Consider the following 18,611-nt stretch of genomic DNA (forward strand, 5'->3'; position numbering starts at 1 on the left):
TGTATCAGTAGCTCTCTTTCGCAACAGCCCCAACTTCCCCCGTCAGATTTAAATAAACCTCTGTCGAACCGACGTACAGTGCGATGCCCAAGGTAGAGATTACAATCCCGGAACACCTCGAGATGCAGATCGCCCAGCTCGTCGAAGAAGGCGAGTTTCTCAACCGCGAGGAAGCGATCGAAGACCTGCTCTCGACCGGGCTGAAGGCGTACAAGACCAGCGGGCCCATGGACGACGAGGAAGAACCGGGTCTCGAGGACGACGGGATGATGGGTCACGACGACGAATACGTGTTCTAGGCAGTCTCGGCCCGTCTGGCCCGTGGACCTGCCTGTGACGCGTTATCAAGCAATTCTTATGCTGTTTGCGCCGGCTAGTACTGTCAAATGCACAAAGACGAACTCCTCGAGCTACACGAGCAGATGGTGTACATCATGCGTTTCTTCCGCGACGAGATGGACAGCGTCGACCCGGAGCTGTTCGACGCCTACCAGGAACTCGACGTCGAGCCGTCCGACGTACACAAATCGAAGAGCGAACACAAACACGCCGTCTTCGTGCTCGGGAACTCGCTGGCGACGGCGATGAGCGAGGACGAGTTCTCCGACGCCGGCCGCGTCGGCAAGCGGATGAAGGAACTCGCCGAGGACGCCGAGAGTCGCATCTGACCGACCGCTCCGTCGCGTTACTGTTCTAGCTCGGTGAACATCTCGGGATCCGTCCGAAACTTGAGGACGTTGTGGACGACGGAGTTGCGCACGTTGTCGATGACGTCGCCGTGGTCCTTGTAGAAGTCGTGAATCCAGCGCGACTCGGCTTTCCTGCTGGGGAACATCATCACCGACTTCCACTGGTACTCCCCGTCCGAGAGGAAGTACAGGAGCGTGTGGCGGTCGTGTCGGATGGCGTTCATCGCGTCGTTCCAGCCCTGGGCGAAGTGGGCCGGATTGAACTTGAACTCGAACAGCGCGAAGTTGAAGTACGCCTCGTTGGGCACGATTGTCTCCCGGAAGACGCCCTCTTCGCGCATCTTCCGGATGGACTCGCTCACGGTGACGTGCGAGACGCAGATGTCGTGTTCCTCTTCGAGTATCGTCGCGAGTTCACGCGAGGACAGTTGCGGGTCGTCAGAGAGTTCGCTGAGGATGAGCACGTCGCGTTCCTTGAACTCCCAGTCGGGACAAGCGTCAGTCGACATGAATGTTGCTCTGGACTGAGTAAACCTCTTTCTTTCGACTCTATCCTGCGTTGATATCGGTTCCCAGTGATCGTACTTTTCGCAGATTCACCTCCCCTCGAACTCGGGCGACCGCCCGTCGACGAACGCAGCAGCCCCTTCGGCGTGGTCGCGGGTGCCAAACGCGACGCCCTGGGCCATCGCTTCCGAGCCCGACGCGCTCTCGAAGGAGTCGGGACGCTGGTTCAACAGCCGCTTCGACGCGGTGAGCGCGACGGTCGGCCCCTTCGCGATCGTCTCGACCAGATTCGCCACGCCCTCCTCGAAGGAGTCGGACTCGAACACGCGCGTGAAGACGCCCAGTTCCCGTGCCCGGTCGGCCGACACGAGCTCGCCGGTGAAAACCAGCTCCTTGGCCGTGTTGAGTCCGACGAGTCGGGGGAGCAGGAACGAGACGCCCGAGTCCAGCGCGAGCCCGACGCGGCGGAACCCGAAGCTGATCTTGGCCGCGGGACTGGCCAGCTGGACGTCGCAGGCGATGGCCAGCCCGGCGCCCGCGCCGAAGGCCGGCCCGTCTATCTTGGCGACCGTCGGGAGCGAACACTCGTAGACGCGACCGACGGCGCGGTTCACCGATCGAATGACCAGGTCGACTCGCTCGGCCGCCGGGACGTCACCCTCGATGCCGTCCAGCATGGCCTGGACGTCACCGCCCGCGCAGAACGAGGTTCCTGCCCCTTCCAGGACGACGCACCGGGCGTCGCTGTCGGCGATGGTATCGAAGGCCGCGACGATCTCGTCGGCGAGCGCGGCGGAGATTGCGTTGCGAGCGTCCGGCCGGTTCAGCGTCACCCGCGCGACGCCGTCCGAGACGTCGAGCAGTACGAGGTCTGAAGCCATAGCGGTCCGACGAACGCGAGCGCCAAAGTCGTGTGGGCACGGAGCTGTCCGTTCGTGAGGGGATAGTTTGAGGGACGCCCCGCCGGAACGTCCACTGTGCAGATCCACTGGCACCGTCGCGACCTGCGCGCCGTGGACAACGCCGGGCTCGCAGCGGCTGCGACGGCTGGGACCGACGACGAAGTCGTCCCCGTGTTCGTCTTCGACGACGACGTCCTCACCCACGCAGCGCCGCCACGAGTCGCGTTCATGCTCGACGCGCTGGCCTCGCTACGCGCGTGGTATCGCGACAGGGAGAGCGACCTGGTCGTCGTTCGCGGTGACCCGGCCGAGGTCCTTCCAGACCTGGCCGACCGCTACGACGCGACGGCCGTCACCTGGGGTGAGGACTACTCCGGGCTGGCGAACGAGCGCGACGCGCGCGTCCGCCTGGCGCTCGACGAGGTGGACGTGGACCGACGCGTCGTCACCGACAGCGTCCTCCACGAGCCGGGGTCGATCACGACGAACGCCGGCGAGCCGTACTCGGTGTTCACCTACTACGGACGAAAGTGGCAGGACCGGCCGAAAGACGACCCCTACGAGCCGCCCGAGGGATCCACCCTCGCCGACGTGAGCGGGGACCCACTCCCCTCACTGGAAGCACTGGGCTTCGACGAACCTGTGGCCGAGATTCCGACGGCGGACCCGGCCGCCGCGCGCGAGCGACTGATGGCGTTCTGCGACGGACCGATCTACGAGTACGAGGACCTGCGGGACGTCCCCGCGACAGAGAACACGTCTCGGCTCTCGCCCCACCTGAAGTTCGGGACGCTCGGGATTCGCGAGGTGTACGCGGCGACGGAAGCCGCGAAGGACGGCGCGACCGAGGAACAGGTCGAATCGGTCGAGACGTACCAGTCCGAACTCGCCTGGCGGGAGTTCTACCTCCAGGTGCTGGCGACGAACCCGGAGACGGTGGCTCAAAATTTCAAAGAGTACGAGCGTCCGATAGACTGGCGGAACGACCCCCAGGAGTTCGAAGCGTGGAAGGCGGGCGAGACGGGCTACCCCTTCGTCGACGCCGGGATGCGACAGCTTCGGCAGGAGGCGTTCGTCCACAACCGGCTCCGGATGGTCGTCGCCTCGTTCCTGACGAAGGACCTGCTGATCGACTGGCGTCGCGGGTACGAGTGGTTCCACGCGCGCCTCGTCGACCACGACACCGCGAGCGACGTCGGCGGCTGGCAGTGGGCGGCCTCGACGGGCACGGACGCCCAGCCGTACTTCCGGGTGTTCAACCCGACGACGCAGGGTGAGCGATACGACCCGGACGCGGAGTACATCACTGAGTACGTTCCCGAACTCCGGGGCGTCGAGCCAGCGACGATCCACCAGTGGCCCGGCCTGTCGGCAACCCAGCGGCGAAATGTCGCGCCCGAATACCCAGACCCGATCGTCGACCACGGGAAGCGCCGCGAAGCGGCCATCGCCGCGTTCGAGGCCGCCCGTGGTGATTCCTGACGCAGCGGCGAGTCGGACGACGCGCCACGGCCCGCTAGTGCTAGAAGTTACCGTACACCTCCTAAACGTTTAACAGGCGTCCGGCCGACGATTCGCGTTGGAGGGTTTACATTATGCCAGAAGAATCCGAACCGGAGCTGCCACCGCTTCCGTACGACTACGACGCGCTCGAACCACACATCTCCGAGCAGGTGCTGACCTGGCACCACGATACGCACCACCAGGGCTACGTCAACGGCCTGCAGTCGGCCGAGGAGACCCTGGCCGAGAACCGCTCGTCGGGCGACTTCGGCGGCTCCGCCGGCGCGCTCGGCAACGTCACCCACAACGGGTGTGGCCACTATCTCCACACGCTGTTCTGGGAGAACATGTCCCCCAACGGCGGCGGCGATCCCGAGGGAGACCTCGCGAGTCGGATCGAGGAGGACTTCGGCTCCTACGAGGGCTGGAAGGGCGAGTTCGAGGCCGCCGCCAGTGCCGCAGGCGGCTGGGCGCTGCTCGTGTACGACCCCGTCGCCAAGCAGCTGCGCAACGTCGCCGTCGACAAACACGACCAGGGCGCGCTCTGGGGCGCCCACCCCATCCTCGCGCTCGACGTCTGGGAGCACTCCTACTACTACGACTACGGTCCCGACCGCGGCAGCTTCATCGACGCCTTCTTCGAAGTCGTCGAGTGGGACAAGGCCGCCGAGGAGTATCAGAAGTGCCTCGACCACTTCGAATAGGTCGGTAACCACCGCGCTTTTTTCGCACTGGTAACCGGGAGGGAGCCGCCTCGACGTTTCGAGAGTTTTAGGCGTCGAGGGACGAACTGATGAGTATGCCAAAACCGAAGGCCGAGTTCGACGACCTGCGGAGCCTGGAGTTTCGCGACCCCGACGAAGTGCTCGACGACGACAAACTGTACACCATCTACGAGATCGGACGGCTCCTCCAGGGCCTCGACCCCGAGGCCGAACTCGACGTGGAGACGGAGAACGTCCTGATGGACTGGGCCATTCCGTGGATGCTGAACAACGCCGAGGCGTTCGTCTTCGCGGAACCGAACGCCGACGACGAACCGGGGTACTACGGGCTCGCGTAGATGACGCTCCTCGTCGCCGGGTCCGAACGCGTCGACGCCGGCAAGACCACGTTCTCCGTGGGCCTGCTCGAACGCACCGGCGCCGTCGGCTACAAGCCCCGCGCGGGCAACGACTACTGGCACGACCACGACGACTGGGAGCGCGCCAGCGCGGACGGCCGCCTCTACGGCAAGGACGCGAAGCGACTCGTCGGCGCGAGTCCGGGCGACGCCGACCCCGAGGACGTCAACCCCATCCACCGGCTGTGGCACCCGTCACCAGGCAGCGGGGCCGGCATCCTGGGGAGCGAAGACAGGGAGTTCCTCGTCGACCGCGTCGGCGACCAATTCGTGGTCAACGAAACGGTCTCGCTGCCAGATGATGTCCGGAACAGGCTCCCGCTGGTGAACGCGCACACCGTCTCCTCACTCGACGAGTTCAACGAGGCGATGGCCCGGCTTCACGTGCCCGCGCTCCACTCGCTGGCAAGCGAAATCGAAGCCGCACAGCGTGCCGTCGTCGAATCGTACGGCGACGTCGCGCGGCCGCTCGCCGACCTGGCACCGGACGCCGTCGCCGTCGTCGAACCGACGCGGGCGAGAATCTACGACGGCGACCGATACGCGAAGGCCTGCGAAGTGGCCACCGGCGGTCCGGGGACCGGACAGCTCGAAGAGCGCGTCGGCTCCGTCGTCGACCTCGTCGAGTCGGCGGCGACGGTCCAGTTGCCAGCGCTCGCCGCCGACCAGCGCAGCGACTCCGAAGCGGTCGCCGACGCCTACGAGCCGGCCTACGACGCGCTGCTGGGTACTGCCTTCGACGGCGAATAGTGCCCGTCGTCGAAGATCCGCATCCCCGTTCTCAGGCGCCGAACTCCTCCTGCGTCACGCGCACGACGAGCGTGTCGTCCACGTCCCGCAAGTCGTACTCCGGAATCGTGTCCCCGGTCCGGGTGACGAGCATCGGTTCGACGAGCCGGGGAGGAGAATCGAACTCCTCGTCACCTTCCTCGATGCCGTATACCTGGAGGAATCGGTCCGTCTCGGTCGGCTCGACCTCGTCGTCGCGGACCGCGGCGGCCAGGTCCCGCGAGAGCCACTCCGTCTCGCTGATAGAGGGTTCGAGGACGAACGCCGTCTCGGTGAAGCGGACCAGGTACCAGTTGAGGTCGTTGAGCAGCGAGACGGCGGCGCCGAGGCTCACCGTCTCCAACGTGAGCGTGTTCTCGAACGGTTCCCGGAGGTCGTAGGTCGCGAGCGCGTTTCGCGCCGTCTCGCGCGAGAGGAGTTCGTACCGGAGGTTCGCGTCCTCCGTCCCGACGAGACAGACCCGGGTCATCGTCCGAGGTGAGTCCCGCGGGCGGGAAAGTGGTTTCGTTCCGCCCGGTCACTCGGTGTCGATCGGGACGATCTCGGCCTCGGCAACGACGTCACGCGCACGCGAGAAGAGGTCGGCCGGTTCGATCGCCCGAACTTCGTCGAGGTCCGCGTTCGTCTCGGGGAACGAGGGCGCGACCCGGTTGCAGCCCGCGTCGATGGTCGACTCCTCGTACGTGCCGATATCACGGGCGAGCGCGATGACGTCGGTCTTGTCCATCGTGAGGCAGGGTCGGTGGACTGGAAGATCGACCGCAGCGTCGGTGACGGCCAGGTTCGCGCTCGTCTGGCTGGACTTCTGACCGATGGCCTCGCCCGTGACGACGCCGACCGCACCGGTCTCGCGGGCGACGGCCTCCCCCACGGCGACGACGAACCGGCGGAGGTGGAGCATCCGGGTGTCGGTCGTCTCCTCGGCCAGTTCGGCGACGACGTCGCCCCCTGGAACGATCCGGAGGTCCAGGTCGTAGCTCGGCGCGTAGCGGGCCAGGTCGGCGACGGTCGCGGCCGCGCGGGCCTGGTGGTCGGGCCCCCCGTAGTCGCCGAGGTCGACGTACACCGGAACGATCGGGCAGCCGCGGCGCATCGTCTGCCAGGCGGCGACCGGCGAGTCGATACCCCCGCTGATCATCGCGACGACGGGTCGCTGAGAGCCGAGCGGCATCCCGCCCGGTCCGTCGCGTTTCTCCAGGAAGACGTAGGCCTCGTCCTCGCGGCACTCGACGAACAGTTCGAAGCCCGGGTCGTCGAGGTCCACCTCGGCTTCGCCGCCCATCGACTCGATCGTCTCCCAGACCGCGCTCCCGCCCTCCGATTCGATGTCAGTACTGGCGAAGGGGTGGGCGTCTTGCTCGCCGGCGCGGCGAGCGCTGACGGCGAAGGTGCCGCCCTCGTAGTGTGCTTCGGTCGCGTCTCGGAGCGCGGCGGAGATAGCGTCGAGCGTTGGTTCGACCGTCATCGCGGGGCTCGCCGAGACGACGCCGAAGGCGTCCGTCGCGGCCGCGGTCGCCGCTTCGGGCTCGTCAGTGTGAATGAAAATCCGATTCCGGTGTCGGTCGACCTCGCCGGAGACGCCGCGGTCGGCCAGCAGCGAGTTTAGGTTGCCCGCGAGCCGGGTCTCCATCTTGCGGCGAACCTGGTCGCTCTTGACGCCGATTTCGCCGTGGCGGACGAGGACGACGTCGGATCCCGGCGGGTGCATACCTGCGATATCGGACGGGAGAATAAACGCGTGTCGTCATTCGCTCACCGGCCGGGGACCGGTTCTCAGTCGCGAACCCGCTTCCACCGAAGGTTGGTCGACAGCAAGCGCTCAACGACCGCGTCCGTCACCGAAGCGAACCAGAGACCGCCGCCCAGCAGGAAGGTCGCCATCCCGAGGATCGGTGTGTTGAGGTACATACTGCACGCGCCACCCGGAGTAGTAACGACGAGGACCAGACCGTCCCAGACCAGGCCGGGAAACGCGGACGACGAGCCAGCTCCGCGACCGACACCACACCCGCCGTTCAGGATCGTGAACGGTTCGACGGCGAACAGGAGTAGGCCCACGCCCAGCGCGAGGGTAGATGGGTCCGCCCGTCTCGCGACACTGACGGCCAGAAGTGCGAGCAAGCCGACGTAGGAACCGAGAACCAGCCACGGAACGATCGGGGCGAGACCGCGATACGTGACCGAGCCAAAGAGGTGAAGGTGGAGGTAACGGACGGCGACGTGGACGAGGAGGAGATCGATCACCGCAGTGATTACGATCACACTACGAAGAACCGGAACCCGTCGGGCAGGCCGATTCGACATACCGACCACTTCCGGTCCGTCCACGTAAACGTTCGCAGAAACGACGGCTCGAGCCATGCTCCCCCTCGCGGCGAGGTCGGCAGCCTCAGAACGTGGAGAGTTCGCCGTCGATGACCCGCTTCGTGATGCCGGTCACGTCGGCGAGTTCGTCGTCGACGGCAGCACGGACCTCCGCTTCGATGTCTTCGATGGCGACGCCGGGTTCGGTGACGAGTTCCGCGTCGGCGACGTGCGGGTCGTCGATGGGCGAGCCGATCTGGGAGAGCAAGCGGACCTGGAGCTGCTTGATGCCGTCGACCTCACTCACGACGGACTCGGCGATTTCGGTGGAGAGGAGGTTGTAGATCTTCCCGATGTGGTTGACGGGGTTCTTGCCGGAGGTCGCCTCCATGCTCATCGGCCGGTTCGGGGTGATGAGGCCGTTGGCACGGTTGCCCCGGCCGACGGAGCCGTCGTCGCCCTGTTCGGCGGAGGTGCCGGTCGTCGTCAGGTAGATAGAGCCCTCCTCGTAGTCGTCGGCGGTGTTGACGTGGACGGTGACCTCGCGGTCGGTGTACTCCGTCGCGAGGTCGGCGACGTACTCGCGCACGGCTTCGACGGCGTCCCGGTAGGCGTCCATGTCCGGGACGTGTCGGTCGACCATCGCGACGGCGACGGTGACGTCGACGTGGTCGCCCTCGCGCTTGCCCATGACCTTGACGTCCTGGCCGACGACGGGGTTGTCCGCGGCGTACTCTTCGTTGAGACGGCGTTCGGTCTCGTGGACGATCTGTTCGGTCTCGGTGAGCGGCGCGTGTCCGACGCCGTAACTCGTGTCGTTGGCCATCGGGACGGTCGCTTCCTCGCCGAAGACATCCTGGAGGTCGCCGCTGCCCTCGCCGAGGCGGACGTCGACGATGACGTCCTTGCCGACGTCGAGGAAGGGGAACTGCTCGTCGAGGAACTCGCGGGCGGCCTCCAGCGCGATAGTCTCGGTCGGGATGCGCTCGCCGTCGAACGTCTTGGTCGCGCGACCGACGATGAGGAGGTAGATCGGTTCCAGTACTTCGCCGCCGCCGAAGGCGGGCGCGGCCGTGCCGGCGACGAGCTGGGTCTCGTCGGTGTTGTAGTGCAGCACCTTGCCGAAGCGGTCGATGTACTCCTGTGCCAGCGCGCGTGAGACGGTTTCGGCGATCCCGTCGCAGATAGAGTCGGGATGACCGATGCCTTTCCGCTCGACGATCTCCACCGACTGGTCCTCGACCGCGTGCCCGGTGGCGGGCTGAACGTGTATATTCCGGTCCGTCATTGGCCGTAGTTGGGAGTCCCGGGTTCTATAACTTGCGGAAACCTTTCTACCCGTTCTGATTACTCCTCTGCATCACCGAGGCGGAGACCCAGGTAGGACGTCCGGATCTGCTCGTTGTGGTCGAGACCGAGTTCATTCATTACCTCCTTCGCGCCCTCGCGCGCGTCCTCGACTTCCTCGGCCTCGATTTCGACCTCGACGAACTCGCCGAGGCCGTCCACGGTATCGAGCGTGACGGTGTAGCCGTCCAGGTGATAGCGGTCCCGGTCCTTCTCCACGACGGCGGCCGCCTCGAACCCCAGTGCACGGAATATCGCGTCGGCGTCCGAACCGCTCTCGACGGCCGTTTCGATCTCTTCCCGGGTCTTCGACGCCGCGTCAACCTTCGGTCCTTTGTATGTCAACTCCACGATGGCTTCGTCGCCGTGGGACTCCCGGCGGATGCGAAACGCCTCGTCGGTCTCTGCGAAGTCGCGGTGGGGAGCGTCGTAGTACGTGTCTTCCTGGGTCACGGCGCCCAGGCGATCGGCTCCCAGTGCTTCGAGTCGGTCGCGAACGGTGTCGTGGTCCGCCTCTACCTTCAGTTCGACCTCGTACATGCGCATGTGGTCGGCGAGGCCGGACAAAAGCAACCCGAATCGGGTCCCCCAGCGGAATATTCCAGCTGGCAAAAGCGAGAAGAAAGCACTTATACGCCATCTGTAAACCGGATGACGTGCTCCGTCGAGAATACGTCGCATCCCTCGGCGTCGGCTGTTCGTCCCTCATCGCCGGCTGTCCAGCCGGCGGTCCGAACTACCGACTGGAGTCGTTCCAACTTCCGGAATCGGTCACTTCGGGGGACACTGCGACGGCCAGCGTGAGCCTCGTAAGCGACGACAGGGCAGACATCAACACCGCCGTTATCGTCGAGATTGGTGATCTCAGAGAGAAACATCGCACCACAGTCGACAGCGGAGAGACCAGGACAGTCGATATCGACGTCGACGTAGATATAGATCCAGGGCCCTACGAAGCCACCGTCGAGGCAGTCGGGGCAAACAACGAATTATCCCAACAGGTGGAGGTCGTCGAACCAGAGACGGCGGAAACCGAACAGTGACCCGCTGAATCGGCCAGTCACACCGACTGATGCAGTCAGATTCAGATCTATCACTCGGCGGGGCGAAACGTTGTCCTTAAGAGCGCGACGACTGACGATTCGGGTATGAGCAACGACTCCGAGGCCGAGGAGGCCGACGTCGAAGAACAGGAAGTCGACGAGACCGAAGCACAGGACACCGAGGCCGATGAGGAGACCGCCCAGGAAGAAGCAACCGAAGAAGAAACCCCCGAAGGAGGGCTCCAGGAGGGCGACTTCGTCGAACTGGACTACACGGCACGGACCGCCGAGGGCGACGACCTGGTCGACACGACCCACCCCGAAGTGGCCGAAGAGGAAGGCGTCGGCGAGGACCAGGAGTTCGCCCCGCGCACCATCGTCCTCGGCCAGGGCCACCTCTTCGAGGCCGTCGAGGCGGACATCTACGGCAAGGAAGCCGACGACAGCGGTACCGTGACCGTCTCTGCCGAGGAGGCCTTCGGCGAGTACGACGAGAGCGAAGTGCGCACTATCTCGAAGGACAAGATTCCGGAAGACGACCGCTACCCCGGTGCCCACGTCGACGTCGGCGGCGAGCACGGTCACGTCGAGACTATCATCGGCGGCCGCGCGCGCGTCGACTTCAACCACCCGCTGGCCGGCGAGGACATCGAGTACGAGTACGACATCCTCCGCGAGGTCGAGGACCGAGAGGAGAAGGCCCAGGGCCTCATCAGCATGTTCCTCGACATGGAACTCGACGTCTGGTTCGACACCGACACCGTCGAGGAAGAACAGATGGTCGAACCCGACGAGGACGACGACGAAGACACCGAGCCCGAGTTCGAGACCGTCGAAGTCGAGAAGGAGACGCTCTACATCGAGGCGACCCCGCAGCTCACCATGAACCAGCAGTGGATGATGGGCAAACAGCAGATCGCTCAGCAGCTCACCCAGATCCTCGACATCGACCGCATCATCGTCCAGGAGGAGATCGGCGGCGGTATGGGCGGTATGATGGGCGGCATGGGCGGGATGATGGGCGGCGGCGCAGGCGGCGAAGACATCGAGGCTGCACTCGAAGACGCCGACGTCGACGCCGACGAGATCATGGAAGAGATCGAAGGCGCTCAGGAAGAGTAGTCGGTTAGCCCGTTCGTCTTTTCACCAGTTCAGTTACTCGAAGAACGAGCGACAGCAAGCATACGGCGAGCGAAGCGAGCCGTTTCACCGGACGCGAGCGAACGAAGTGAGCGAGACGTCCGGGACTTTTTCCCCGACGTTCGTCAGAGCGAAGCTCTGACGCAGCCCATCAGAAGTGCGAAGCACTTCTGAGGACGTTTTTCGAGGAGCCTTCCCGCAGCGAGCCGAAGGCTCGCGAGGAAAGGCGACGACGAAAAAGGTCGTCACGCGATGTCGCGGGAGGTGTCGATGCTGACCTCTTCGACGAGGTTCAGCTTGATGACGTCGCCGGGCGCGCGGCCGCCCCGGAATTTCGGGATCGAGAGCTTGTTCACGATCTCGTCGCCCGTCACGCCGGTATCGAGCTGGAAGACGACGTCTGCGAAGTGTTCGGTCGTGTCTCGCAGCGGTGGAACCTCGTGACCGTCGAGGCTGTGAAGAATGGCGAGACTGCCCGTATTGAAGATGTGGTTCTGGAGGTCGTTCATGAACGCGCGGTACCGCGAGTGGGGCTCCTGGGCCTCGAGGACGTCGACCGGGTCCAGAATGAGGTTCGAGGTCTCTGGGAGCGCACTGACGAGTTTACCCGCGTTGTCGAGCGGGGCCTCGCCGGAGATGTGGCGCACCGTCGGGTCGCCCGTGTTGGCAGGCGTGTTCTCGATGCTGTACTGGACCGCCTCGGCGGTGCGATCCAGCGAGAGCCACAGGGTTCCGCGCGTCGCGGTGAGTTCGTAGAGGAACAGTTCCGCCTGGCTGGCCGGCGACGCGCTGAGAGCGACGATGCTACCAGCTGGTATCCCACCGTCGAGTTTCCTGTCGAGGACGTCGATCCCAGTCCGCAGCCGATTAGCCATCCCGTGGAGACTCACTATTCTGCAACTGATTAAATATTCCGCTTGGGGAGACACTCACAAACATCCGCGTACGCGGCCCGAACACGTTCGTCGGCGAGGGGTTCAGAGACGGACGGAACGTGGCCGAGGGTCGGGCAATCCAGGAGCCGCCCCGGATCCACGGAGCCGTCGCTCCTCGTGACGACGCTACCCACGACCGGCGCGTCGAGCGTCCGAGCCATCGCCGCGGTCTTGGCCGCATCTTCCAGGCTCTGGGTCGTCGGCGTCGAGACTACGATAGTGGCGTCGGCGGCCCGCAGGGGTGTCGCCACGGCCGGCGACGCGCCGGCGGCGGTGTCGACCAGAACCGGGTCGGCAAGCGTCTGCAGGCGGTCGAGGGCTGTGGCCAGGTCGTCCGACGGTTCGGGGCTATTCGCGACGAGACGCACGCCCGGAAGTTCGAGCGTCGACTGGACCGCCTCACTGATGGGAGCCCCGCTCGCGAGGGCAGCGAGTCCGGCGTCGAGACGGGCGCCCGCGACGACGTGCAGGTCGGGCATTCCCACGTCGGCGTCGACCACGACAGGGTTCGTACCCGCGGTCGCGAGCGCGCGGGCGAGGCACGCCGTCGTGGTGGTCTTACCACAGCCGCCTTTGCCACCGGCCACAGCGATCATGGGCGCTCTGGCCCCGTCTTCCCCTTTGAATGTTCGTGGCGTGTCGGGAGATTCAAGGCCATCGGGGGCGGGACTCTACCCAATGCGCCAGGACCACATTATCAGCGCCAAACAGCTCTCTCGATCGGACATCGAAGAGGTGCTGGACCGCGCTGCCGACATCGCCGCCGACCCGGGCGCGTTCGCGGACCGCCACGACGACGCCTTGCTGGGGCTGCTCTTCTTTGAGCCGAGTACGCGAACGAAGATGAGTTTCACCGCCGCGATGAAGCGCCTCGGCGGCGACGTCGTCGACATGGGTACCGTCGAGTCCTCGTCTGTGAAGAAGGGCGAGTCCCTGGCCGACACCGTTCGCGTCGTCGAGGGGTACGCCGACGCGCTCGTCCTGCGCCACCCCAGCGAGGGGTCGGCGAAGATGGCCAGCGACTACGTCGACGTGCCGCTCATCAACGCCGGCGACGGCGCCGGCCAGCACCCGACCCAGACGCTGCTCGACCTCTACACCATCCGGGAGAACGCCGGCTTCGACGACCTGAAGATCGGTATCATGGGCGACCTGAAGTACGGCCGAACCGTCCACTCGCTCGCCCACGCGCTCACGGAATTCGACGCGCGCCAGCACTTCGTGAGCCCGGAGAGCCTGGAACTCCCCCGGTCGGTCCGCTACGACCTGCACGAGGCCGGTGCGGACGTACGCGAGCATACCTCGCTGGAGCCAGTCCTCTCGGAACTCGACGTCCTCTACGTGACTCGCATCCAGGCCGAGCGGTTCCCCGACGAGAGTGAATACCGGGAAGTGGCCGGCGAGTATCAAATCGACGCCGGCACGCTCGCGGACGCGAAAGACGACCTCACCGTGATGCACCCGCTCCCGCGCGTCGACGAGATCGACCACGAGATCGACGCCACCGAGCACGCGAAGTACTTCCAGCAGGCCCACAACGGCGTCCCGGTCCGCATGGCGATACTCGACATGGTCCTGGAGGGAGAACGATGACAGACCGAAAGCTCCGCGTCAGCAAGATCGAGAACGGCACCGTCATCGACCACATCACCGGCGGCCAGGCGCTGAACGTCCTGGCCATCCTCGGCATCGACGGGACCGAGGGTGAAACCGTCTCCGTGGTCATGAACGTCCCCTCGGACCAGCTCGGCCACAAGGACATCGTCAAAGTCGAGGGCCGGGAACTTTCCGAGGAGGAACTCGACGTCCTCTCGCTCATCGCACCCGCCGCCTCGATCAACATCGTCCGCGACTTCGACGTCGTCGAGAAGAAGCACGTCAACCACCCCGACCGCGTCGTCGGCGTGCTACAGTGTCCCAACCACAACTGCATCACGACCGAGGACGAACCGGTGGAGTCCGCGTTCACCGTCCTCGACGACGGCGTCCGATGTGAGTACTGTGACACCATCATCCGTGAGGACCTCCCGGCGCACATCCTGGCCAACTAGCGACTAAACTTTTCTGTCGTTCGAAAATCGCGAAGCGATTTTCGTGATGACGAGAGAGCTTGGCTCTCTCGAACCACGTCGGGTTTCCTCGCTCACTTCGTTCGCTGGGGGAACCACTCCTCGCAAACGTTAGTCTCCAAACTTCCTTCTCGCTCGACGCTCCGCGTCTCGCGAGAAATGAAACCGCTACTCGCTCCGCTCGTAGCGGTATGCTCACGCACTCCGCAGAGAAGTCTCCAGCTACGTCGCCACTGCTTTGACGTAGTTTTATAACCCACTAATACAACAGACTAATCGATGACGCAACTCGAACGTGCGCGAGCGGGCGAGGTCACCGAGGCCATGGAGCGCGTCGCTGAGCGGGAAAATGAGAACCCGGAGTTCGTCCGTGAACAGGTCGCGGACGGCCAGGCGGTCATCCCGGCGAACGACCATCACGACGCGCTGGACCCGATGATCATCGGGCGGGAGTTCGCCACGAAGGTGAACGCCAACATCGGGAACAGCGACGAGACGAGCGATCTAGAGGGGGAACTCCGGAAACTCCACACGGCGGTCCACTACGGCGCGGACACGGTGATGGACCTGTCGACCGGTGAGGGACTGGATCCGATCCGTGAAGCCAACGTCGAGCACTCACCGGTGCCGGTGGGGACAGTCCCGATATACGAGGCGGTCAAGCGGGCGGGAAGTCCCGAGGACATCACCCACGAACTGCTGCTAGAGGTCATCGAGAAGCAGGCCGAGCAGGGCGTCGACTACATGACCATCCACGCCGGCGTGCTGATGGACCACCTGCCGCTCACCGACGGCCGGAAGACGGGCATCGTCTCGCGAGGTGGGTCCATCCTGGCGAAGTGGATGGAGGAGAACGGCATGCAGAATCCACTCTATACGAAGTTCGATGAGATCTGCGAGATCTTCTGCGAGCACGACGTCACCTTCAGCCTCGGTGACGGCCTGCGACCGGGGTGTCTCGCCGACGCCAGCGACGAGGCGCAGTTCGCCGAACTGGAGACGCTGGGGGAACTGACGCGGACGGCCTGGGACCACGGCGTCCAGGTGATGGTCGAGGGGCCGGGCCACGTGCCGATGGACCAGATCGCCGACAACGTCGAGCGCCAGCAGGACGTCTGCGACGGCGCGCCGTTCTACGTCCTCGGCCCGCTCGTGACCGACGTCGCACCGGGCTACGATCACATCACCAGCGCCATCGGCGCGACGGAAGCGGGCCGGGCGGGCGCGGCGATGCTCTGCTACGTCACGCCGAAGGAACACCTGGGACTGCCCGAGGAAGAGGACGTCCGCGAGGGCCTGGCCGCCTATCGGATCGCGGCCCACGCCGCGGACGTGGCGAACGGGCACGAAGGCGCGCGCGACTGGGACGACGCACTGTCGGAGGCTCGCTACGCGTTCGACTGGAACGAACAGTTCGACCTGGCACTCGACCCGGAACGCGCCCGGTCCTACCACGACCAGACGCTTCCAGGAGACAACTACAAGGAGGCCCGCTTCTGCTCGATGTGCGGCGTCGAGTTCTGCTCGATGCGGATCGACCAGGACGTTCGAGAATCGCGGCGTGATTCTGGAAGCAGCCAGAGCCCGGAGGGATCTGGCCACCCGAGGGAGGCAGGGGAGATGAGCGACATCGCCGACGAGACGGACCTGGCTGGCTCGGTGGCCGCCGAAGTGAACCGGCCACCGACGGGGACCCACGACGGCGGGCGCGCAATCCGCGAGGCCATCGACGACCAGTGGGAACCGCCGGAGCAGTCGGCGGACGACTGAGAACCGATACGCGCGACCGCCGAGAGGGAGGAGTAGGCGCTCCATTCCGCCGAACGCCTCGTGCTTATGCAATCGATAGTTCGTGGCCGTCCGAGTGGAATATCGTCGCAGAACCACTGAGGCGTCCATCAGTGTCACCTACTCTTTTCTCGATCACCGGGCGGCCGACCGCCGCCGCGCGTGGTTCCCCACCGCAGCCCTCCTGGTTTTGCTACCAACGGGACAGCAGTCGGATCGGTACCGATCGGCGCATAGTCACCTGGTAAGGAGTGTTACATGCAGAAAAACTATACCCGAGAGTACCTTACAGTTGAGTGATGTCTCGTAAGATTATCCTCGTCGCCTTCCTGGTGGCTGCGGCGGCCGCCTACAAGCTGACGCGGTAACAAGGGGTCTGGCTGTATCGCCCTCCAACCACACTTTCTCCCGAACGACTTACCCCCGTGGAGCCGTAGCCGCAGGTATGTACGGCGTCGTCACGCGCAACGAAGAGGAGCTGGCCTGGGAGGAGTTCGATCGCGGGTTCTACGAAGTGAAAGACGTGACCGGTCGCGCCGCGGAACCGGTCGCCGACGCCGTCAACATGATCTCCTGTTTCGGCGACAACGCCGCGGAAGACCAGGACGGCCTCGTCCCGGTCGACGACGAAGGGAACAGAGCGACCCGTGAGCGTCCCTACTTCGACTGGTCGTACGTCTGCCCCACGCACGACCGGTACCGGGAGGGGTTACTGGGGATAATCGAGGACGCCGCCGCCGTGAACGAGGACGTCCGCCTCGACGACGTCGGGTTCCCCCGCGAGGAGTACTGCCACTGCGAGCGCTGTGAGGAGCGCTTCGCCGATAGCGACTACGAGGAGTGGTCGACGTGGCGCGAGCACGTCATCACGGAGTTCGTCGCTGCCGCTCGCGATCGCGTCCCCGGACGACTCTACCTCACGCTCTATCCGGACCCCTACCCGGGACACCTCTCGGAGCGGTCCGGAATCGACGTCGAATCCCTCGAGGAGTACGTCGACGAATTCGTCGTCCCCATCTACGACATGGCCTACACCACGACCTACTGGCTGGAGATTCTCGCGAGCGGGTTCCGGGACCGGCTCTCGACGCCCTTCAGCGTCGAGTTGTACGCGGTCGACGTCGACGTGGACGACCTGATTCACGCGGCTGAGGTCGCCGGGGAGTACGGCGAGGACGTCTTCTTCGGCTACGACGCGAGCAACGCCCGCGCGACGGTTCGCCGGATGCAGGCCGACGCCCGGCAGGGCGAGACGTTCACGCCCGAGTGAGAGACCGCCGTCGTTGCATCGACGGGCAACGGAGTTATCCGCGGCCGCGTGCTATATGTCCGCATGGTACAGTGTCCTCGATGTGGCGACGTCGTCGAACAGCTCCACCCCTTGCCCGGCGAGGCGTTGCAGACGAGCGGGACGGGGCAACGCCCGGAGAGTGACGTACCCGCGGGCCGAGCGTGTTCCTGGTGTCGCCACGAGCTACTGGAAGGCTAGGTAGCACTCGCGGACCGGCGCTCCCGGGTCACGCCGCCTCCGAGGAGGACTACTGCTCCAGCGTCTCCGCTCGCCACCGAACGAGCTGGTCGCGGTCGCGCGCGTCCTCGGGCAGTTCGTCGAACCATCGCGCATCGGTTATCTCACCGTCCGGGTCGTCGACGGTCAGTGCGGTCGTCTCGGCGCGAGCCTGGTAGATCGGCAGGACGCCCCACGTGTTGTAGTCACCACACCGGAACTCCACCCGGGCGAGCAGCGCCAGCCCCTCGAACGCCGCGTCGACGCCGGCTTCCTCCATCAGTTCGCGACGTGCGGCCGCCCGGAACGACTCGTCGCCGTCCACTTCCCCGCCAGGAAGGACCCACATGTCCACGTCGTCGTGGCGGACCAGCAGGAGTTCACCGGACTCGCGGTACGTTATCGCGTGGGCACCGTAGGGGAGGCCGTTGTCGCGGATGCGGTCAGCCACGGTCCTGAACCGCGGCCGAGAGACACTGCGGTGACGGGTGCACTCGAGGAAGTCCTCGTGGCGGTCCGCGACGGAGTGATACGTCTGTTCTGCCGACTGGCGCGCGACGTCGCCGAGGTACCAGAGGTCGTCGACCGTCGTCATCGATGCCGTCTGGTAATCGCACCGTGTCTCGGTCTCGGAACCGATCCGTCCAGGGGCGAAGATGGTGACATGCCACCCGTTTCGCGCGTCACTGTGATAAGTGTTCGACCCGGGCCAGCGGCGGCCGCCGAGCAGGTCAAATCAGACCCTTTTTGCCGTCCACCCCTGTACCGATCGATATGGCATTCGAAGAGGACGACGCGGTCATCTTGCACGACGAACACAGCGAGTACGACGAGGAGGAGGGGACGGTCACACAGGTCGTCGAGACGATGTTCGGGGACGCGAACTACACCGTCTCCTTCGAGGACGGTCAGGAGCAGGGCATCCCGGAGGACTCCCTCGAACCCGTCGACGAGGAGTAACGACG

The 18,611-nt window shown here is 65.2% G+C and carries 24 protein-coding genes; 14 read left to right on the top strand and 10 right to left on the bottom strand.

Features of this window, described 5'->3' with window-relative positions; translation table 11 throughout:
- Positions 1-83 precede the first annotated feature (83 nt).
- On the top strand, positions 84-299 hold the full coding sequence (locus AC5FRV_RS05125; RefSeq protein ID WP_089817548.1) for a ribbon-helix-helix domain-containing protein: 216 nt from the start codon (positions 84-86) through the stop codon (positions 297-299).
- Positions 300-386: 87 nt separating this feature from the next.
- The gene (locus AC5FRV_RS05130; protein WP_089817549.1) at positions 387-668 is read left to right on the top strand and encodes a UPF0058 family protein; all 282 of its coding nucleotides are present in this window, start codon (positions 387-389) and stop codon (positions 666-668) included.
- 17 nt (positions 669-685) lie between these two features.
- Here the strand turns inward: AC5FRV_RS05130 and AC5FRV_RS05135 are convergent, their stop codons facing one another.
- Positions 686-1,198, bottom strand: a complete 513-nt coding sequence (locus AC5FRV_RS05135) for an Lrp/AsnC family transcriptional regulator (protein WP_493560014.1) — start codon at positions 1,196-1,198, stop codon at positions 686-688.
- Positions 1,199-1,285: 87 nt separating this feature from the next.
- Complete coding sequence (locus AC5FRV_RS05140; protein WP_493560015.1) at positions 1,286-2,077, bottom strand: enoyl-CoA hydratase/isomerase family protein; 792 nt, start codon at positions 2,075-2,077, stop codon at positions 1,286-1,288.
- A 96-nt stretch (positions 2,078-2,173) separates the two neighbouring features.
- Between AC5FRV_RS05140 and AC5FRV_RS05145 the strand changes: the two genes are divergently transcribed.
- The 4 genes from AC5FRV_RS05145 (at position 2,174) to AC5FRV_RS05160 (ending at position 5,474) form a co-directional block, all read left to right on the top strand.
- Positions 2,174-3,580, top strand: coding sequence for a cryptochrome/photolyase family protein (locus tag AC5FRV_RS05145; RefSeq protein ID WP_493560016.1), 1,407 nt, complete (start codon positions 2,174-2,176; stop codon positions 3,578-3,580).
- A 113-nt stretch (positions 3,581-3,693) separates the two neighbouring features.
- Positions 3,694-4,305: a superoxide dismutase [Mn] gene (gene sod / locus AC5FRV_RS05150; protein ID WP_493560017.1), complete on the top strand. Its 612-nt coding sequence runs from the start codon at positions 3,694-3,696 to the stop codon at positions 4,303-4,305.
- Between the two features lie 95 nt (positions 4,306-4,400).
- Positions 4,401-4,664: a DUF5827 family protein gene (locus AC5FRV_RS05155; RefSeq protein WP_493560018.1), complete on the top strand. Its 264-nt coding sequence runs from the start codon at positions 4,401-4,403 to the stop codon at positions 4,662-4,664.
- Complete coding sequence (locus AC5FRV_RS05160) at positions 4,665-5,474, top strand: ATPase (protein WP_493560019.1); 810 nt, start codon at positions 4,665-4,667, stop codon at positions 5,472-5,474. It begins immediately after the preceding gene.
- A 31-nt stretch (positions 5,475-5,505) separates the two neighbouring features.
- Here the strand turns inward: AC5FRV_RS05160 and AC5FRV_RS05165 are convergent, their stop codons facing one another.
- From AC5FRV_RS05165 to cyaB, 5 genes are all read right to left on the bottom strand, one after another.
- Complete coding sequence (locus tag AC5FRV_RS05165; RefSeq protein WP_493560020.1) at positions 5,506-5,982, bottom strand: DUF5804 family protein; 477 nt, start codon at positions 5,980-5,982, stop codon at positions 5,506-5,508.
- Between the two features lie 48 nt (positions 5,983-6,030).
- Positions 6,031-7,221: a tRNA sulfurtransferase gene (locus AC5FRV_RS05170; RefSeq protein ID WP_493560021.1), complete on the bottom strand. Its 1,191-nt coding sequence runs from the start codon at positions 7,219-7,221 to the stop codon at positions 6,031-6,033.
- Positions 7,222-7,286: 65 nt separating this feature from the next.
- Positions 7,287-7,757 (bottom strand): hypothetical protein, encoded by a 471-nt coding sequence (locus tag AC5FRV_RS05175; protein ID WP_493560022.1) that lies wholly within the window; start codon positions 7,755-7,757, stop codon positions 7,287-7,289.
- Positions 7,758-7,902: 145 nt separating this feature from the next.
- Positions 7,903-9,105 (bottom strand): methionine adenosyltransferase, encoded by a 1,203-nt coding sequence (locus AC5FRV_RS05180; RefSeq protein ID WP_493560023.1) that lies wholly within the window; start codon positions 9,103-9,105, stop codon positions 7,903-7,905.
- A 59-nt stretch (positions 9,106-9,164) separates the two neighbouring features.
- Entirely contained in the window at positions 9,165-9,704 is a 540-nt protein-coding gene (gene cyaB / locus AC5FRV_RS05185) for a class IV adenylate cyclase (protein WP_493560024.1), read from the bottom strand.
- Positions 9,705-9,964: 260 nt separating this feature from the next.
- On the opposite strand from cyaB, the gene AC5FRV_RS05190 reads away from it, so the two are divergent.
- On the top strand, positions 9,965-10,207 hold the full coding sequence (locus AC5FRV_RS05190; protein ID WP_493560025.1) for a hypothetical protein: 243 nt from the start codon (positions 9,965-9,967) through the stop codon (positions 10,205-10,207).
- Between the two features lie 105 nt (positions 10,208-10,312).
- Positions 10,313-11,329: an FKBP-type peptidyl-prolyl cis-trans isomerase gene (locus tag AC5FRV_RS05195; protein ID WP_493560026.1), complete on the top strand. Its 1,017-nt coding sequence runs from the start codon at positions 10,313-10,315 to the stop codon at positions 11,327-11,329.
- A 263-nt stretch (positions 11,330-11,592) separates the two neighbouring features.
- Here the strand turns inward: AC5FRV_RS05195 and AC5FRV_RS05200 are convergent, their stop codons facing one another.
- Both AC5FRV_RS05200 and AC5FRV_RS05205 read right to left on the bottom strand, forming a co-directional pair.
- A complete protein-coding gene (locus tag AC5FRV_RS05200) occupies positions 11,593-12,222 on the bottom strand; it encodes an RAD55 family ATPase (RefSeq protein WP_089817579.1) in 630 nt (209 codons plus the stop codon).
- A gap of 29 nt (positions 12,223-12,251) precedes the next feature.
- Positions 12,252-12,878 carry a MinD/ParA family ATP-binding protein gene (locus tag AC5FRV_RS05205; protein ID WP_493560027.1) on the bottom strand — a complete coding sequence of 209 codons (627 nt, stop codon included), beginning with the start codon at positions 12,876-12,878 and terminating at the stop codon, positions 12,252-12,254.
- Between the two features lie 82 nt (positions 12,879-12,960).
- Here AC5FRV_RS05205 and pyrB point away from each other — a divergent pair, with 82 nt between their 5' ends.
- From pyrB to AC5FRV_RS05230, 5 genes are all read left to right on the top strand, one after another.
- Positions 12,961-13,875 (top strand): aspartate carbamoyltransferase, encoded by a 915-nt coding sequence (pyrB, locus tag AC5FRV_RS05210; RefSeq protein WP_493560028.1) that lies wholly within the window; start codon positions 12,961-12,963, stop codon positions 13,873-13,875.
- Positions 13,872-14,333, top strand: coding sequence for an aspartate carbamoyltransferase regulatory subunit (gene pyrI / locus AC5FRV_RS05215; protein WP_089817574.1), 462 nt, complete (start codon positions 13,872-13,874; stop codon positions 14,331-14,333). Before pyrB ends, pyrI begins: the two co-directional genes overlap by 4 nt.
- A gap of 297 nt (positions 14,334-14,630) precedes the next feature.
- A complete protein-coding gene (gene thiC, locus AC5FRV_RS05220) occupies positions 14,631-16,121 on the top strand; it encodes a phosphomethylpyrimidine synthase ThiC (RefSeq protein WP_493560029.1) in 1,491 nt (496 codons plus the stop codon).
- Between the two features lie 463 nt (positions 16,122-16,584).
- On the top strand, positions 16,585-17,409 hold the full coding sequence (locus AC5FRV_RS05225) for a hypothetical protein (RefSeq protein WP_493560030.1): 825 nt from the start codon (positions 16,585-16,587) through the stop codon (positions 17,407-17,409).
- 63 nt (positions 17,410-17,472) lie between these two features.
- The gene (locus tag AC5FRV_RS05230) at positions 17,473-17,628 is read left to right on the top strand and encodes a hypothetical protein (RefSeq protein ID WP_493560031.1); all 156 of its coding nucleotides are present in this window, start codon (positions 17,473-17,475) and stop codon (positions 17,626-17,628) included.
- Positions 17,629-17,677: 49 nt separating this feature from the next.
- On the opposite strand, the gene AC5FRV_RS05235 is transcribed toward AC5FRV_RS05230, so the two are convergent.
- The gene (locus AC5FRV_RS05235; protein ID WP_493560032.1) at positions 17,678-18,241 is read right to left on the bottom strand and encodes an NUDIX hydrolase; all 564 of its coding nucleotides are present in this window, start codon (positions 18,239-18,241) and stop codon (positions 17,678-17,680) included.
- Positions 18,242-18,420: 179 nt separating this feature from the next.
- Here AC5FRV_RS05235 and AC5FRV_RS05240 point away from each other — a divergent pair, with 179 nt between their 5' ends.
- On the top strand, positions 18,421-18,606 hold the full coding sequence (locus tag AC5FRV_RS05240; protein WP_493560033.1) for a DUF1918 domain-containing protein: 186 nt from the start codon (positions 18,421-18,423) through the stop codon (positions 18,604-18,606).
- Positions 18,607-18,611: the final 5 nt, after the last annotated feature.

Source organism: Halomicrobium sp. HArcel3, assembly GCF_058933135.1.

Bases quoted from the DNA above. Each gene is read 5' to 3' on its own strand.
- AC5FRV_RS05125 (WP_089817548.1), top strand. From the start codon at position 84: ATGCCCAAGGTAGAGATTACAATCCCGGAACACCTCGAGATGCAGATC.
- AC5FRV_RS05130 (WP_089817549.1), top strand. From the start codon at position 387: ATGCACAAAGACGAACTCCTCGAGCTACACGAGCAGATGGTGTACATC.
- AC5FRV_RS05135 (WP_493560014.1), bottom strand. From the start codon at position 1,198: ATGTCGACTGACGCTTGTCCCGACTGGGAGTTCAAGGAACGCGACGTG.
- AC5FRV_RS05140 (WP_493560015.1), bottom strand. From the start codon at position 2,077: ATGGCTTCAGACCTCGTACTGCTCGACGTCTCGGACGGCGTCGCGCGG.
- sod (WP_493560017.1), top strand. From the start codon at position 3,694: ATGCCAGAAGAATCCGAACCGGAGCTGCCACCGCTTCCGTACGACTAC.
- AC5FRV_RS05155 (WP_493560018.1), top strand. From the start codon at position 4,401: ATGCCAAAACCGAAGGCCGAGTTCGACGACCTGCGGAGCCTGGAGTTT.
- AC5FRV_RS05160 (WP_493560019.1), top strand. From the start codon at position 4,665: ATGACGCTCCTCGTCGCCGGGTCCGAACGCGTCGACGCCGGCAAGACC.
- AC5FRV_RS05165 (WP_493560020.1), bottom strand. From the start codon at position 5,982: ATGACCCGGGTCTGTCTCGTCGGGACGGAGGACGCGAACCTCCGGTAC.
- AC5FRV_RS05170 (WP_493560021.1), bottom strand. From the start codon at position 7,221: ATGCACCCGCCGGGATCCGACGTCGTCCTCGTCCGCCACGGCGAAATC.
- AC5FRV_RS05180 (WP_493560023.1), bottom strand. From the start codon at position 9,105: ATGACGGACCGGAATATACACGTTCAGCCCGCCACCGGGCACGCGGTC.
- cyaB (WP_493560024.1), bottom strand. From the start codon at position 9,704: ATGTACGAGGTCGAACTGAAGGTAGAGGCGGACCACGACACCGTTCGC.
- AC5FRV_RS05195 (WP_493560026.1), top strand. From the start codon at position 10,313: ATGAGCAACGACTCCGAGGCCGAGGAGGCCGACGTCGAAGAACAGGAA.
- AC5FRV_RS05200 (WP_089817579.1), bottom strand. From the start codon at position 12,222: ATGGCTAATCGGCTGCGGACTGGGATCGACGTCCTCGACAGGAAACTC.
- AC5FRV_RS05205 (WP_493560027.1), bottom strand. From the start codon at position 12,878: ATGATCGCTGTGGCCGGTGGCAAAGGCGGCTGTGGTAAGACCACCACG.
- pyrB (WP_493560028.1), top strand. From the start codon at position 12,961: ATGCGCCAGGACCACATTATCAGCGCCAAACAGCTCTCTCGATCGGAC.
- pyrI (WP_089817574.1), top strand. From the start codon at position 13,872: ATGACAGACCGAAAGCTCCGCGTCAGCAAGATCGAGAACGGCACCGTC.
- thiC (WP_493560029.1), top strand. From the start codon at position 14,631: ATGACGCAACTCGAACGTGCGCGAGCGGGCGAGGTCACCGAGGCCATG.
- AC5FRV_RS05225 (WP_493560030.1), top strand. From the start codon at position 16,585: ATGTACGGCGTCGTCACGCGCAACGAAGAGGAGCTGGCCTGGGAGGAG.
- AC5FRV_RS05230 (WP_493560031.1), top strand. From the start codon at position 17,473: ATGGTACAGTGTCCTCGATGTGGCGACGTCGTCGAACAGCTCCACCCC.
- AC5FRV_RS05235 (WP_493560032.1), bottom strand. From the start codon at position 18,241: ATGACGACGGTCGACGACCTCTGGTACCTCGGCGACGTCGCGCGCCAG.
- AC5FRV_RS05240 (WP_493560033.1), top strand. From the start codon at position 18,421: ATGGCATTCGAAGAGGACGACGCGGTCATCTTGCACGACGAACACAGC.